Here is a 15,003-nt window from a genome sequence, read left to right as displayed (position 1 = left end):
CGTCACTTTAAGTCTTGATAAAGAAGAACGTCTAAGTCATCAGAGAGCTGGTGACGATAGCCGTAGGCTATGGTCATGCAGTTCCAGCAGCTGGCGTACTTCCTCGCGGTGGCCGAGACGCGCCATTTCACCCGCGCAGCCGAGGTTTCGCACGTCGCGCAGCCGAGCCTGAGCCGGCAGATCCGCAACCTCGAGGAGGAGCTGGGGGCCTCCCTGTTCAGCCGGGCCCGGGGAAATATCACACTCACACCCGCCGGCGAGGCGCTCCTCCCGCTGGCCCAGCGGATGGTCGCCGACATGGAGACGGCGCGGCACGAGGTCCAGCAGTTGGCCGGGATGCGGCGCGGCCGGCTGCGGCTGGGCGCCACCCCGTCGCTGTGCGCCGGCCTGCTCGCCGAGGCGCTGGCGGGGTTCCACGACCGCTTCCCCGGCGTCGAACTGCAGGTGGAGGAGAGCGGTTCGCGCGACCTCATCCGCGCTCTGGGCCGCGGCGAGCTGGACCTGGCGCTGATCATCCTGCCGCTGCAAAGCAGCGACCCGGCGTTCGTGACCACCCCGATCCTGCGCGAGAACCTGGTGGTGGTGCACGCCGCCGACGCGCCGCCGCCCACCCAGCGCGCGTCGATGCGCATCACCGATCTGCGCGATCGGCCGCTGGTGATGTTCCGCCACGGCTACGATGTGCGCGAGGCGACCCTGCACGCCTGCCGCGCCGCCGGCTTCGAGCCGCGGCTGGCGGTGGAGGGCGGCGAGATGGACGCGGTGCTGCGCTTCGTCGAGGCGGGCCTGGGCATCGCGGTGGTGCCGAGCATGGTGCTGAAGAACCGGCCCGGGCTGCGCGGCACGCCGCTGGCCCAGCCGCGGCTGCTGCGCACGATCGCGCTGGCCCACCGCAAGGACGTCGACCCCTCCCACACCGCCCGCGCCTTCCGGCGCCACCTCATGGCCTACCTCACCCATCTCACGCGCGACGACCTGGGCGAGGACCTGGAGGTCATCGCGGGCCTGAACCCCTGAGGGCCTGCCCGCGCAACGCGCGCCGGACGGAACCGCCGGCCGCGGAAATGCGATAAATTCTATTCATGAAGGCTGGCCTTACCTTCGCATAACGGTCAGAGCGGGCCGTTCGCAACAAAAAGCCCTTAGACCCCAAAGGCCACTTTCAGCCCCGATTCGCCATAAACACACCGCCGGCGGATTTCGGCAGTGGCATTTTTCACATGCATTTCGCGTAAATTTCGAGCTGAATTCGTGATCGCTGCGGCCTAACGTGGCTTCCCTAACCCATCCGCACTGCCTGATCAGACGGCTGCGGGAGCGGCCCGCGCCCCGCGCTCCGCCATCGCTGGGGCCGCCCGCGCCAAGATGGAGACGCAGCGAAAATGACATCGACGCTTCCCCCGCCGGAGCGGGCCGGACTCAAGCGACCCCGTATCTCCGCGCGGACCCTGCGCACCGACCGCTGGTGGACTCCGCCGCTGTGGACCGTGCTGGGCCTGACCGCGTTCCTGGTCTACGGCCTGGTGCGCGTGCTGCAGCAGGACCACTACTGGGTGGCCGACTACGGCTACCTGACGCCGTTCTACTCGCCGTGCCTGTCGGCCTCGTGCGCCCCCGGCTCGGCGCATTTGGGCACCCTGCCCTGGGAGTTCCCCTGGTTCCTGCCCTACGCGCTGTTCAGCCTGCCGTTCCTGCTGCTCTTCCGGTTCACCTGCTACTACTACCGCAAGGCCTATTACCGCTCGTTCTGGCAGGCCCCGACCGCCTGCGCCGTGCGCGAACCGCACGGCCGCTACACCGGCGAGTCCCGCTTTCCGATGATCGGCCAGAACCTGCACCGCTACTTCTTCTACGCCGCCGCGCTGATCGCGGTGATCAACACCTACGACGCGGCGCTCGCGCTGTTCCACGGGCGCGAAGGCGGCTTCGGAATCGGGCTGGGCAACCTCATCCTCATCGGCAACGTGGTGCTGCTGTGGGTCTACACGCTCAGCTGCCACTCCTGCCGGCACGTCTTCGGCGGGCGGCTGAACAGCTTCAGCGGCAGGCCCGTGCGCTACTGGATGTGGACGCAGATCTCCCGGATGAACAGCCGGCACATGCTATGGGCCTGGGTCACGCTGGGCACCCTGGTAATCGCGGACCTCTACGTCGCACTCGTCGCGAGCGGGACCATCACCGATCCGCGGATCTACAACTAGTCCGCGTCCCACCGAGCCGACCCCCAACCGCGGGTATCCGGCGCACCGCCGCAGCACTGCGCGACCACCGCCGATACCGGCGCAACCGAAAGTCAGGAAGATGTCCGAGACAACACGGCACAGCTACGACGTCGTCGTGATCGGGGCCGGCGGCGCGGGTCTGCGCGCCGCGATCGAGGCCCGACAGCAGGGCAAGAAGACCGCCGTCATCTCCAAGTCCCTCTTCGGCAAGGCCCACACGGTCATGGCCGAGGGAGGCGCCGCCGCCGCGCTGGGCAACGTCAACAGCAGCGACCAATGGCAGGTGCACTTCCGCGACACCATCCGCGGCGGAAAGTTCATGAACAACCCGCGCATGGCCGAGCTGCACGCCAAGGAGGCCCCTCAGCGCATCCTGGAGCTGGAGTACTGGGGCGCCCTGTTCGACCGCACGCCCGACGGCCGCATCAGCCAGCGCAACTTCGGCGGCCACGAGTACCCGCGGCTGGCCCACGTCGGCGACCGCACCGGCCTGGAGATGATCCGCACCCTCCAGCAGCGCGTCGTCCAGCTCCAGCAGGCCGACGCCGCCGAGTTCGGCGATCCCGAGGCGATGCTGCGGGTGTTCCCCGAGACGACCGTCACCGAACTGCTGCTCGACGGCGAACCGGGCGCGGAGGGCAGCCGCGTCTCCGGCGCCTTCGCCTACATCCGCGAGACCGGCGACTTCCTGGTGTTCGAGGCTCCGGCGGTCATCCTGGCCACCGGCGGCATCGGCAGGTCGTTCAAGGTCACCTCCAACTCCTGGGAGTACACCGGCGACGGCCACGCCTTGGCGCTGCGCGCCGGGGCCACGCTGCTGAACATGGAGTTCGTGCAGTTCCACCCCACCGGCATGGTCTGGCCGCCGTCGGTGAAGGGCATCCTGGTCACCGAGTCGGTGCGCGGCGACGGCGGGGTGCTGCGCAACTCCGAGGGCCGCCGGTTCATGTTCGACTACGTGCCCGACGTGTTCCGCGACCAGTACGCCGAGACCGAGGAGGAGGCCGACGGCTGGTACGCCGATCCGGCCAACCACCGCCGCCCGCCCGAGCTGCTGCCGCGCGACGAGGTCGCCCGGGCCATCAACAACGAGGTCAAGCAGGGGCGCGGGTCGCCGCACGGCGGGGTGTTCCTGGACGTGTCCACCCGGCTGCCCGCCGAGGAGATCATGCGGCGGCTGCCCTCGATGTACCACCAGTTCAAGGAGCTGGCCGACGTCGACATCACGGCCGGCCCCATGGAGGTCGGTCCGACCTGCCACTACGTCATGGGCGGGGTCGAGGTCGACGCCGACACCGGCGCCTCGGTCGTGCCCGGGCTGTTCGCCGCCGGCGAGGTCGCCGGCGGCATGCACGGCTCCAACCGGCTGGGCGGCAACTCCCTGTCGGACCTGCTCGTCTTCGGACGCCGCAGCGGCCTGGGCGCCGCCTCCTACCTCGACGGGCTCGGCGAGGACCGCCCCGGCATCGACGACGCCGCGGTCGAGCGCCTCCGGGCGGAGGCCGCCGCTCCCTTCGAGCGCGAGACCGGCGAGAACCCCTACCAGCTGCAGCAGGAGATCCAGCAGACCATGAACGACCTGGTCGGCATCATCCGGCGCGGCAGCGAGATCGAGCAGGCGCTGGAGTCGCTGGACAAGCTGCGCGAACGCGTCGCCGGGGTGCGCGCCGAGGGCGACACGATCTACAACCCCGGCTGGCACCTGACCCTGGACCTGCGCAACATGCTGCTGGTCTCGGAGGCCGTGGCCCGCGCCGCGCTGATGCGCGAAGAGTCGCGCGGGGGCCACACCCGCGACGACTTCCCCGCCATGTCCGCGGAGTGGCGGCGGGTCAACCTGGTCGCCTCGCTGCGCGAGGGCGGCATCCGGCTGCGGCGCCGGCCCCTCGACCCGCTGCGCCCGGACCTGATGGAACTGTTCGACCGCGAAGAGCTGGGCAAGTACCTCACCGAGGAGGAGATGCCCCCCGCACCGCGGTCCGGCGGCTCCGAGACCGCGAAGGAGGACAAGTGATGACCAAGCGGACGTTCCACGTCTGGCGCGGCGGCGGCGAAGGCGGACTGGCGCAGTACGAGGTCGAGGTGAACGAGGGCGAGGTCGTCCTCGACGTCCTGCACCGCCTGCAGGCCACCCAGTGCCCCGACCTGGCCGTGCGCTGGAACTGCAAGGCCGGCAAGTGCGGCTCCTGCTCGGTCGAGATCAACGGCCGCCCCCGCCTGGCGTGCATGGCCCGGATGAGCACCTTCGAGCCCGAGGAGAGCATCACCGTCACCCCGATGCGCACCTTCCCGGTCATCCGCGACCTGGTGTGCGACGTGTCCTTCAACTACCAGAAGGCGCGGGAGATCCCCTCCTTCACCCCGTCGCCGGACTCCGAGCCCGGAGACTTCCGCATGCAGCAGGAGGACGTGCAGCGGATGCAGGAGTTCCGCAAGTGCATCGAGTGCTTCCTGTGCCAGGACGTCTGCCACGTCATCCGCGACCACGAGGAGAACAAGGAGGCCTTTGCCGGCCCCCGCTTCCTCATGCGCGCGGCGGAGCTGGAGATGCATCCCGAGGACACGGCCGACCGCCGGAAGATCTCCCAGGAGGAGTTCGGGCTGGGCTACTGCAACATCACCAAGTGCTGCACCGAGGTCTGCCCCGAGCAGATCCACATCACCGACAACGCGCTGATTCCGCTGAAGGAGCGCGTGGCCGACCGCCAGTACGACCCGCTGGTGTGGCTGGGCTCCAAGATCGGGCTGCGCAAGGGCGCCGACACCCCCGTCCCGCCCAACACCCGCAAGCGCACCTCCTCCCCGGAGCAGTGAGGCCCCGGGCGCGCTCCGATCGGGGCGCGCCCGCCCGCTGTCCCGGCGCGCATGCGCGGTCGGCCCTCGCGCCCGATCCGCGGGTGCGGACCCGCGGCCGCGGCGGACTCAGCCCCGGCGGGCCGCCGCGGGCGGGCGCCAGTCGTCGACCGGCCGGGTGTAGCGGGCGAGCACCCCGGGCGCCGCCGCCCCCACGGCCGCCGCCGCCAGGTCGCGCACGCGGGCGGCCAGGGGCGACTCGCTCTGCACGGCCTCGGCCAGCTGGGCGGAGCGCTGCACCAGGGTGCTCGTGCGCGGCAGCCGGGCCGCGGTGTAGGACTGCAGCGCGGTGGGCACGTAGGCGACCGATCCGCTGACGTGGTGGGCCAGCACGACCGCGTCCTCGACGGCCTGGCCGGCGCCCTGGCCCAGGTTGGGGGTCATGGCGTGCGCGGTGTCGCCCACCAGCGCGACGCGGCCCTTGTGGTAGGCGGGCAGCGGGGTGTCGATGTGCCAGACGTCGGTGCGCACCACCGACTCCGGCCGGGCCGCCGCCACCAGCCGCGGCAGGGGATCGTGCCACCCCTCGACGCGGCGGGCCAGTTCGGCGTGCTCGTCGGTGGAGCGCCCGCCCGCGGGGGTGTTGCCCGTGGCGAAGCAGTAGGCTTCGCCGCCGCTGAGCGGCAGCACTCCGGCCGCGCCGCCGCGCCCCCAGCTCTCGCCGAAGGCCATGGCGCGCTCGGGCCGGGGCACGATCGCGCTCCAGCAGGCGAACCCGGCGTAGACCGCGCCGGGATGCTCCAGGAACAGCTCGTGGCGCAGCGCCGAGCGCGCGCCGTCGGCCAGCACCACCAGGTCGGCCGTGTGCTCGCCGGCACCGGTGACAACGCGGGCGGGGCGGCGGGTGTCGCCGGGCTCGATCGCGGTGGCGGTGGCCGCCGTGCGGACGGCCTCGGCCGGCAGCCGCTCCAGCAGCAGCCGGCACAGCTCGCCGCGGCGCACCACGCACACGGGGTCGCCGAACCGCTCGCGGGTGCGCTCGGCGGAGACGCGCAGGATCCAGCGGCCGTCGCGGCGGCGGATGGCGGCGATGCCCTGCTGCGCGGAGTGGGCGCGGAGGTCCGCGCCGATACCGAGGGTGTCGAGGGCGCGCAGCGCGTTGGGGGCGAGCGCCAGCGCGATCTCGGCGGGCTCCAATCCGGGTGCCCGCTCGCAGACGGTCACCGCCCAGCCGACCCGCTGGAGGGCGAGCGCCGCGGCCAGCCCGCCTAGGCCGCCCCCGACGACGACGGCGTGCGGCTGTGCCATGGGCCCGTCCTCCGGGGGTGTCGACGAGCGGCCCCGGGCCGATGCGGTGCCGGGAACCCTGCTGCCCCAAGGTTAGGGGCGGGTGCCCGACGGCGCTACGGAACACCGGATTCCTGTGGACAGCGCCGCCCGATCCGCCCGCGGAGGCCCGTTTCGCCCACACCCGCGCACCCGCCGGCGCCCGTTCGCGGAGCCGACCGGGTGGCCAGGTCCCCGTTGCAGGCGGCGGCGGGTGGCGGCCGGGCTCAGCCCCGCTTCTTGTGCGCCGCCATGCGGCCGCGCTCCTTGGCGTCGAGGACGACCTTGCGGATGCGCACCGCGTCCGGCGTCACCTCGACGCACTCGTCCTCGCGGCAGAACTCCAGGGCCTGCTCCAGCGAGAGCCTGCGCGGCGGCACCAGGCGCTCCAGCTCCTCGCCGGTGGAGGAGCGCACGTTGGTGAGCTTCTTCTCCTTGGTGATGTTGACGTCCATGTCGTCGGCGCGGGAGTTCTCGCCCACGACCATGCCCTCGTAGACCTCGGTGCCCGGCTCGACGAACAGCACGCCGCGCTCCTGGAGGTTGAACATCGCGAAGGTCATGGCCTTGCCGGTGCGGTCGGCCACCAGCGACCCGGTGGGGCGGGTGCGCAGGTCGCCGAACCAGGGCTCGAAGCCCTCGAAGACGTGGTGGGCGATGCCGGTGCCGCGGGTCTCGGTGAGGAACTCGGTGCGGAAGCCGATCAGGCCGCGGGAGGGCACGAGCCAGTCCATCCGCACCCAGCCGGTGCCGTGGTTGGTCATCTGCTCCATGCGGCCCTTGCGGACGCTGAGCATCTGGGTGATGGCGCCCAGGTAGTCCTCGGGCGCGTCGACGGTCAGCCGCTCGACGGGCTCGTGCAGCTTGCCGTCGATCTCGCGGGTGACCACCTGCGGCTTGCCCACGGTCAGCTCGTAGCCCTCGCGGCGCATCTGCTCGACCAGGATCGCCAGCGCGAGCTCGCCGCGGCCCTGGACCTCCCAGGTGTCGGGGCGCTCGGTGGGCAGCACGCGCAGGCTGACGTTGCCGATCGTCTCGCGGTCCAGGCGGTCCTTGACCAGGCGGGCGGTGACCTTGGCGCCCTTGACCCGGCCCACCAGCGGCGAGGTGTTGGTGCCGATGGTCATGGAGATGGCCGGCTCGTCGACGGTGATCAGCGGCAGCGGGCGCGGATCGTCGGGGTCGGCCAGGGTCTCGCCGATCATGATGTCGGGGATGCCGGCGATGGCGATGATGTCGCCGGGGCCGGCCTTCTCGGCGGGCTTGCGCTCCAGTCCGGCGGTCATCAGCAGCTCGGTGATGCGCACCGACTGCACGCTGCCGTCGCCCTTGATCCAGGCGACCTGCTGGCCCTTGCGGATCTCGCCCTGGCGCACCCGGCACAGCGCCAGGCGGCCCAGGAACGGCGAGGCGTCGAGGTTGGTGACGTGGGCCTGCAGCGGGGCGCCGGGGGTGTACTCCGGGGCGGGCACCGTGTCGAGGATGGTGTGGAACAGCGGAACGAGGTCGGGGTTGGCCGGCACGTCGCCGTCGGCGGGGCGCTCCAGGGAGGCCTTGCCGTCGCGGGCGCAGGCGTAGACGATCGGGAACTCGATCTGGGACTCGTCGGCGTCGAGGTCGAGGAACAGCTCGTAGGCGTCGTCGACGACCTCGGCGATGCGGCTGTCGGGCCGGTCGACCTTGTTGATGACCAGGATCACCGGCAGTTTGGCCGCCAGCGCCTTGCGCAGCACGAACCGGGTCTGGGGCAGCGGCCCCTCGCTGGCGTCGACCAGCAGCACCACGCCGTCGACCATGGACAGGCCGCGCTCGACCTCGCCGCCGAAGTCGGCGTGGCCGGGGGTGTCGATGATGTTGATGACGACGTCGTCGCCCTCGGGCTTGGTGTAGTGGATCGCCGTGTTCTTCGCGAGAATGGTGATGCCCTTCTCGCGCTCCAGGTCGTTGGAGTCCATCACGCGCTCGTCGACGTCCTGGTTCTCCCGGAAGACGCCCGACTGCCAGAGCATGGCGTCGACGAGGGTGGTCTTGCCGTGGTCGACATGGGCGACGATGGCGACGTTGCGGATGTCAGTCCTACGTGCGGAGCCTTCGACAGGCGTGGCGCTGGACATGCGAGTGTCTCGATCTCATCTGCTGGGAAGAGCCGCGACTCCCGCGGCACGGTCTTCAGTCTATGCGGGGCCGCCGAGTACCCGGGGAAACGGCTGGTCAGCCCGGAACCGGGGCTGATGCGGACATGCGGGCGGCCCGAACCGCAGCGGGCTCAGCCGCCCAGATGCGGCCGGATCTCCTCGAGGAAGGGGACGTCGGCCGGCAGCCAGTCGACGCCGGAGAGGGCGTCGGCGCGCAGCCAGCGCAGCGAGAGGTGCTCCAGCGCGCGGGGCTCGGGCTGGCCCGCGGGCAGCTCGGCGAGCCACACCCGCAACAGGGCGGCGGGGCTGTCGGCGCGCACGGGGAAGGAGACGTCGCCGCCGATGCGGCGCAGCGGAGCGATGCGCACCCCCAGCTCCTCCTCGCACTCGCGCACGAGGGCGTCGGTGTCGGACTCGCCGGGATCGACCTTGCCGCCGGGCAGCTCCCAGCGGCCGCGCATCAGCGGAGGGTGGGACCGCTGGGCGGCGAGCACGGCGCCGTCCCGGATGATCGCGGCGCCCACGACGATCTGCGTGTGTGGCACGCGCCAACATTAGCCCGAGCCCGAGCCGCGGCCGGGCGGCGGGGCGGGGGCGGATCGGGTGGGCGGGGACCGGGGCCGGGCTCGCAGGCGGTTGCCCGGGAACGCGCCGCGGGCCCGCCGCATCAAAGACGTGTCCGCCCCTCCGCGACCGATTGGAGCCCGCCGGTGTTCGGAATCCTGCGCCCGTGCCGCCACAGCCTGCCCGGCGACCTCGCGGCCTCGTGGATGTCCCACCTGTGCGGGCTGTGCCTGGCGCTGCGCGACGGCCACGGCCAGCTCGCGCGGGCGGCGACCAACTACGACGGGCTGGTGGTGTCGGCGCTGACCGCCGCACAGCAGCCGGCGGCCGCCACCCGCGCAGCCGGGCCGTGCCCGCTGCGCGGGATGCGCCGCGCCGACGTCGCCGAGGGTCCCGGGGCGCGGCTGGCGGCGGCGGTGTCGCTGCTGCTGGCCGCGGCCAAGATCGGCGACCACATCGACGACGGCGACGGCGTCTACGCGCGGCGGCCGGTGCGGGTCCTGGCCCGCGGGGTGGCCGAGCGCTGGGAGCGCGCGGCGCACTCCGGGGGCGGCGAGCTGGGGTTCGACGGCGGGGTGCTGGTGGCCGCGTTGGACGGGCAGCAGGAGGCGGAGGCGGCGGCCGAGCGGGACGCGGACCTCCTCGCCGCCACGCGGCCCACCGAGTTCGCCACCGGCGAGGCGTTCGCGCACACGGCGGTGCTGGCGGGGTGCCGGGACAACCGCGAACCGCTGCGCGAGGCCGGGCGGCTGTTCGGGCGCATCGCCCATCTGCTGGATGCGGTGGAGGACCGCGAGGCCGACCGCGCGGCCGGGGCGTGGAACCCCGTCACCGCGACGGGGACCCCGCTGGCGGAGGTGCACCGGTTGTGCGGGGACGCGGCTGCGGGCGTCGAGCTCGCCCTGCGCGATGCCCGGTTCCGCGACGGGCGACTGGTGCACGCGCTGCTGGTACACGAACTGCGGCGGTCGGTGTCGCGGGTGTTCTCCGCCGCGGGCCGACCGGGTCCGCCGCCCGGCCACGGCAGCGGCCGGGAACAGGGCGAGACCTATCCCGGCCTGTTCGGCCCGGTCGAGGTGTCGGACGGGGGCGGCGGAGGCCGGCCGGACAACGGCTACCGGCCGAGCCCGGACCAGGGCGGCTGCTGCTGCAACTGCAGGTGCGAGACCCCGAGGATCTACGAGCCGCCGAAGAAGCGCGGACTCCTCGCCGGGGGCTGCGTGGCCCTGTGGATGTGCTGCACCTGCCAGCAGTGCTGCCGCGACCCGCATCCGGGCCCCTGGTCGGGCAAGCGGCGGGACGGCTGGTGCGACTGCGACTGCGACTGCGGCGGCTGCGGCGGCCGGAGTGGTGGCGGCGACGGGGACGGCGGCGGCTGCGACTGCTGCGACTGCGACTGCGGCTGAGCCCTGTTCAGGATGGGGCGAGCACGACCCGGGTTCTGGTCGGGGCGTAGCAGGGGCGCTCAGCCGGCGGTGCCGAGGAAGTACAGCAGCCCCAAGGCCGCGACCGCTCCCGCCGACCACCCCGCGACGGCGCGCGGCGACGGAGCCGGACCGGCGCGGAGCACCGCGATCCCCAACGGGATCAGCGCGAAGCACAGCGCGGAGGTGACGGCCACGCTGGTGAGGGTGGTTCCCTTCAGCACGCCGATCATCAGGGCCGCCATCGACCCCAGAGCCGCCGATCTCGCCAGGCCCATCGCTCCGGACAGGAAGGCGCCCACCGCCAGCACGACCCAGCCGGCCATGATCAGCGGGTTGAGGACCTGCAGCGGGTAGAACGCGGTGTAGGACTCGGCCACCGCGTCGTGCGCGGCGCTATAACCCTGGACCCGGACGAGTTGGAACGCCATGTGGTCCACACCGGCGTGGAACAGCCGGGCGCACAGGCCCGCTATGGCCGCGGCGGCGCCCCACAGCGCCCAGGACGGCCGGGTGGCGGCGATGCGCGCGGCCAGCGTGAGGACAGCGGGGACGAGCAGGACCATGCCGACGGCGAACGCACCGTAGGACCACGCCATCAGGCCCGGGTGCCGGTCGTAGGCCGCCAACTGGGCCGGGAAGAAGAAGTCGAACCGCACGCGGAGCAGCACCCCGGTCAGCACCGCTAGCGGGCCCGCGATGCAGCTGATGCCGCCGAGCCAGCGACCGGGGAAGGGCGCCGGCTCCCCGCCCATCGGCGGCTCGGGGCGCCGGGCCAGGGTCCTGCTCAGCGGAGTCATGCCGGGGATGCTACATGCGAGTGTCCGGCCGCCTCGCTCGGAGCAGCGCGGGCACGCGCCCGCCGCGGGCGGAGGCCTACCGCATCAGGCCGCGCGGCGCGCCGGCTCGGCGTGGGTGCGGTGTCCGGAGCCGAGTCGGCGCGCGGCGCCCTCGGGGTCGGCCGCGGGGTGGGTGACCTGGGCGCCTCCGTCTTCGCGCCAGCGGAAGAACCCTCCCCAGCACCACACCGTGAGCCCTCTGCGCACGGACAGCAGCGCGACGGGTCCCAGCGCGCTGCCGTAGACCCGGTGCCCGCCGGACTCGGTGAGCAGGTCCCGCAACCGGGAGGCGGCCTGGGCGGGGGTGGCGGGGGCTGCAGCGGAGATCGTCGAGAGGGTACCCACGGACGAGAGACCTTTCCTGTCGGCACCTGCGGGCGAGGGGCCCGCTGCGGCGGCGTTGCGGCATGGTGCGGACGGCGGGGGAGGCCCGCCGTCGCCGTCGTCAATCCCCTGATTCGGGCGACCGCAAACGGACGACTTCGATTGGATCACAGGTCGGTCACCGGGGCGGGGGCGCCACGGGCAGGCGGGTCGGCTCGCGGCGGAGCGCGGCCGGATCCGGGCGGCGCGGGAAAGTCCTCGGGCGCCGGCCGGGGCCGGCGCCCGAGGAGGCCGACGTTCCCCGGGGGGAAGGCAGGAGCGCCGGCGTCACAGGTGGCTGAGGGTGGGGAACGCCGACACCGGCCGATCGGGCACCTGGCGGCGGCCGATCGGGGAGGGTGAGGCGGTGCGGCGTTCCGAAGGGAATCCGGTGGGATCGGGGAGCCCGGCGGAGCGCGACCGTGTACCGCCGGCTGCGGCGACGGCCGTCCCACTGGAGCGCGGTGGCGGCGGGGGGATGCGTCCGCCCCGGGAGCCGGCCGGCACAGCACGCCGACGCAGGCACCGGGCGCGGGCACGACCCGACCCGTCGAACCGCGGATTCCCTTCCGGTTTCCGCTTCATAAGGTGAGCGTATTCAATCGCGAGTGCCCGTGGGGCGGAAACTCGAAAAACTCCGGATGAGCACGGGGGAACGGACCGGGAACCGCCGCCGACTCCATATTCTCGCGACACCCGGACGGATGCGTGCAGCACCCGCCCCGGAGAAGGCGGCGGCCCCGGTCCGGCCGAGCCGGCGCCCGGGAGGGAGCGGACGCGATCACGGCCTGCGGGCGGCGGCACGGGGAGAGGGGGCGGTGCCGCGCCCGACCCCGATCACGGTACTGCACGATCCGCGATATTTCAGTTGTCCAGTTATACGAATCCATCTGCGACTTTCGCCACATACATTGGCCCAGGCGTCCGAATCGTCGGGTATGCCACAAAAGAGAAGAAGGATGTTTTTTCTTCAGTATTCTCCGGAGTCTTCCGCACCGTTTCCGACACTCTCCGGCACTGCGCACGGAATCGGCGTTTGAGGACCTGGGTCAGAAATCAGCCAGACGCTGCGCCAGCGCGGTATACCGCCGCCCGGCGCCCGCGTTGCGTACGGCCTGGGCGAGCGCCCGCCGGGAGCCCACCAGGACGACGAGCCGCTTTGCGCGGGTGATGGCGGTGTAGAGCAGGTTGCGCTGCAGCATCATCCACGCGCTGGTCGTGATGGGGATGACCACGGCCGGGTACTCGCTGCCCTGCGAGCGGTGCACGGTCACCGCATAGGCGTGCACCAGCTCGTCGAGTTCGGCGAAGTCGTAGTCGATGTCCTCGTCCTCGTCGGTGCGCACCGCCACCGACTGGTCGACGCCGTCGATGCCGGTGATGACGCCGAGCGTGCCGTTGAAGACGCCGTTCGCGCCCTTGTCGTAGTTGTTGCGGATCTGGGTGACCTTGTCGCCGACGCGGAAGATCCGGCCGCCGAAACGGCGCTCGGCGACCCCGTCGCGCGAGGGCGTCAGCGCCTGCTGCAGCAGCACGTTGAGGTTGCCGGCCCCCGCCGGGCCGCGGTGCATGGGCGCGAGCACCTGGATGTCGCGGCGCGGATCCAGGCCGAACCGGCGCGGGATGCGGTTGGCGACCACGTCGACGGTGAGTTCGGCCGTGGCCTCGGTGTCGTCGCTGGGGAAGAGGAAGAAGTCCGACATGCCGGCGAACTCGGGCGGGGTTCCGGTGTTGACCCGGTGGGCGTTGGTCACCACACCCGACTCCTGCGCCTGCCGGAAGACGTGCGTCAGCCGGACGCGCGGCAGCGGGGAGCGCTCGTCCAGCAGGTCGCGCAGCACCTGCCCGGCCCCGACCGAGGGCAGCTGGTCGACGTCGCCGACGAGCAGCAGGTGGGCGCCCGGCGGCACCGCCTTGGTCAGCTTGTTGGCCAGCAGCAGGTCGAGCATCGACGCCTCGTCGACCACCAGGAGGTCGCAGTCCAGCGGGTTGTCGCGGTCGTATGAGGCGTCGCCGCCGGGCTTGAGCTCCAGCAGGCGGTGCACCGTGGAGGCTTCGTGGCCGGTCAGCTCGGTCAGCCGCTTGGCGGCGCGCCCGGTGGGGGCGGCCAGGATGATCTTGGCCTTCTTGGCCGCGGCCAGGGTGATGATCGAGGCGACGGTGAAGGACTTCCCGCAGCCGGGGCCGCCGGTGAGCACCGCGACCCGGCGGCTCAGCGCGAGCTTGACCGCCTCCTCCTGCTCGGCGGCCAATTCGGCGCCGGTCCGCGAGGCCAGCCAGCCCAGGGCGACGCTCCAGTCGACGTCCTGGAAGGCGGGCAGGCGGTCGGCGGAGGCGTTCAGCAGCCCGCGCAGCTGCGCGGCGAGCGCGGCCTCGGCCCGCTGGAAGGGCACCAGGTAGACGGCGGTGGCCTCCTCGCCGTCGGGACCGGCCACCTTCTCGGTGACCACGCCCTCCTCGGCCACCAGGCGCGCCAGGCACTCGATCACCAGGCCGGAGTCGACCTGCAGGATCTTCACGGCCTCGGCGATCAGCCGCTCCTCGGGCAGGTAGCAGTGGCCGTCGCCGGTGGACTCCGACAGCGTGAACTGGATGCCGGCCATCACCCGCTCCGGGCTGTCGTGCGGGATGCCCACGGCCTGGGCGATGGTGTCGGCGGTCTTGAACCCGATCCCCCACACGTCGGTGGCCAGCCGGTAGGGCTCGTTGCGCACGACGGAGATGGAGGAGTCGCCGTACTTCTTGTAGATGCGCACCGCCAGCGACGTGGACACCTCGATGCCCTGGAGGAAGACCATGACCTCCTTGATGGCCTTCTGCTCCTCCCAGGCGTCGGCGATCAGGCGGGTGCGCTTGGGGCCCAGCTTGGGCACCTCGATGAGGCGCTCGGGCGTCTGCTCGATGACGTCGAGGGCCTCGACGCCGAAGAAGTCCACGATCCGCTCGGCCAGCCGCGGCCCGATGCCCTTGACCAGTCCCGATCCGAGGTAGCGGCGCACACCCTGCACGGTCGCGGGCAGGACCGTGGTGTAGTTCTCGACCATGAACTGCCGGCCGTACTGGGGATGGGAGCCCCAGCGGCCCTCCATCCGCAGCGACTCCCCAGGTTGGGCGCCCAGCAGCGCACCGACCGCCGTGGTCAGCTCCCCGCCGCGGCCGGTGTCGACCTTGGCGACCGTGTAGCCGGTCTCCTCGTTGGCGAAGGTGATGCGCTCCAGCACCCCTTCGAGCACGGAAGGCCGGAACCCGCCCTCCCCGGAACCGGCCCGGTTCGACCGCTTGGCCATCAGGACACCTCTTCCGCGACCTCGGTTGCGCCCATGATGCCGTCTGGTGG

At 72.3% G+C, this 15,003-nt stretch carries 11 protein-coding genes; 5 read left to right on the top strand and 6 right to left on the bottom strand.

The window, feature by feature from the left end:
* Positions 1 to 75: 75 nt before the first annotated feature.
* The 4 genes from FZ103_RS01190 (at position 76) to FZ103_RS01175 (ending at position 5,036) form a co-directional block, all read left to right on the top strand.
* Complete coding sequence (locus FZ103_RS01190; protein ID WP_155998139.1) at positions 76 to 1,017, top strand: LysR family transcriptional regulator; 942 nt, start codon at positions 76 to 78, stop codon at positions 1,015 to 1,017.
* 365 nt (positions 1,018 to 1,382) lie between these two features.
* Complete coding sequence (locus FZ103_RS01185; protein ID WP_155998138.1) at positions 1,383 to 2,201, top strand: hypothetical protein; 819 nt, start codon at positions 1,383 to 1,385, stop codon at positions 2,199 to 2,201.
* A gap of 100 nt (positions 2,202 to 2,301) precedes the next feature.
* The gene (locus tag FZ103_RS01180) at positions 2,302 to 4,236 is read left to right on the top strand and encodes a fumarate reductase/succinate dehydrogenase flavoprotein subunit (protein ID WP_155998137.1); all 1,935 of its coding nucleotides are present in this window, start codon (positions 2,302 to 2,304) and stop codon (positions 4,234 to 4,236) included.
* A complete protein-coding gene (locus FZ103_RS01175; protein WP_155998136.1) occupies positions 4,236 to 5,036 on the top strand; it encodes a succinate dehydrogenase/fumarate reductase iron-sulfur subunit in 801 nt (266 codons plus the stop codon). The genes FZ103_RS01180 and FZ103_RS01175 overlap by 1 nt, the downstream gene beginning before the upstream one ends.
* Positions 5,037 to 5,144: 108 nt before the next feature.
* Here the strand turns inward: FZ103_RS01175 and FZ103_RS01170 are convergent, their stop codons facing one another.
* The 3 genes from FZ103_RS01170 to FZ103_RS01160 form a co-directional block, all read right to left on the bottom strand.
* Entirely contained in the window at positions 5,145 to 6,323 is a 1,179-nt protein-coding gene (locus FZ103_RS01170) for an FAD-dependent monooxygenase (RefSeq protein WP_155998135.1), read from the bottom strand.
* A gap of 245 nt (positions 6,324 to 6,568) precedes the next feature.
* Positions 6,569 to 8,455 carry a translational GTPase TypA gene (gene typA, locus FZ103_RS01165; protein ID WP_155998134.1) on the bottom strand — a complete coding sequence of 629 codons (1,887 nt, stop codon included), beginning with the start codon at positions 8,453 to 8,455 and terminating at the stop codon, positions 6,569 to 6,571.
* A gap of 152 nt (positions 8,456 to 8,607) precedes the next feature.
* On the bottom strand, positions 8,608 to 9,021 hold the full coding sequence (locus FZ103_RS01160; protein ID WP_186355627.1) for a (deoxy)nucleoside triphosphate pyrophosphohydrolase: 414 nt from the start codon (positions 9,019 to 9,021) through the stop codon (positions 8,608 to 8,610).
* 165 nt (positions 9,022 to 9,186) lie between these two features.
* On the opposite strand from FZ103_RS01160, the gene FZ103_RS01155 reads away from it, so the two are divergent.
* On the top strand, positions 9,187 to 10,446 hold the full coding sequence (locus FZ103_RS01155) for a DUF5685 family protein (RefSeq protein WP_343233323.1): 1,260 nt from the start codon (positions 9,187 to 9,189) through the stop codon (positions 10,444 to 10,446).
* A gap of 59 nt (positions 10,447 to 10,505) precedes the next feature.
* Here the strand turns inward: FZ103_RS01155 and FZ103_RS01150 are convergent, their stop codons facing one another.
* The 3 genes from FZ103_RS01150 to FZ103_RS01140 all read right to left on the bottom strand — a co-directional run bounded on the left by FZ103_RS01150 (position 10,506) and on the right by FZ103_RS01140 (position 14,953).
* Entirely contained in the window at positions 10,506 to 11,264 is a 759-nt protein-coding gene (locus FZ103_RS01150) for a hypothetical protein (RefSeq protein WP_255429685.1), read from the bottom strand.
* Positions 11,265 to 11,348: 84 nt separating this feature from the next.
* Positions 11,349 to 11,648 carry a hypothetical protein gene (locus tag FZ103_RS01145; RefSeq protein WP_343233322.1) on the bottom strand — a complete coding sequence of 100 codons (300 nt, stop codon included), beginning with the start codon at positions 11,646 to 11,648 and terminating at the stop codon, positions 11,349 to 11,351.
* A 1,067-nt stretch (positions 11,649 to 12,715) separates the two neighbouring features.
* On the bottom strand, positions 12,716 to 14,953 hold the full coding sequence (locus tag FZ103_RS01140) for an ATP-dependent RecD-like DNA helicase (RefSeq protein ID WP_155998133.1): 2,238 nt from the start codon (positions 14,951 to 14,953) through the stop codon (positions 12,716 to 12,718).
* Positions 14,954 to 15,003: the final 50 nt, after the last annotated feature.

Origin of the sequence: Streptomonospora sp. PA3 (genome assembly GCF_009728995.1) — a bacterium.
GTDB lineage: Bacteria > Actinomycetota > Actinomycetes > Streptosporangiales > Streptosporangiaceae > Streptomonospora.
This window is presented reverse-complemented; position numbering and strand designations above follow the sequence as displayed.

Excerpts from the sequence above, each read along its gene's own strand:
- FZ103_RS01190 (WP_155998139.1), top strand. The coding sequence starts at position 76 with ATGCAGTTCCAGCAGCTGGCGTACTTCCTCGCGGTGGCCGAGACGCGC.
- FZ103_RS01185 (WP_155998138.1), top strand. The coding sequence starts at position 1,383 with ATGACATCGACGCTTCCCCCGCCGGAGCGGGCCGGACTCAAGCGACCC.
- FZ103_RS01180 (WP_155998137.1), top strand. The coding sequence starts at position 2,302 with ATGTCCGAGACAACACGGCACAGCTACGACGTCGTCGTGATCGGGGCC.
- FZ103_RS01175 (WP_155998136.1), top strand. The coding sequence starts at position 4,236 with ATGACCAAGCGGACGTTCCACGTCTGGCGCGGCGGCGGCGAAGGCGGA.
- FZ103_RS01170 (WP_155998135.1), bottom strand. The coding sequence starts at position 6,323 with ATGGCACAGCCGCACGCCGTCGTCGTCGGGGGCGGCCTAGGCGGGCTG.
- typA (WP_155998134.1), bottom strand. The coding sequence starts at position 8,455 with ATGTCCAGCGCCACGCCTGTCGAAGGCTCCGCACGTAGGACTGACATC.
- FZ103_RS01150 (WP_255429685.1), bottom strand. The coding sequence starts at position 11,264 with ATGACTCCGCTGAGCAGGACCCTGGCCCGGCGCCCCGAGCCGCCGATG.
- FZ103_RS01140 (WP_155998133.1), bottom strand. The coding sequence starts at position 14,953 with ATGGCCAAGCGGTCGAACCGGGCCGGTTCCGGGGAGGGCGGGTTCCGG.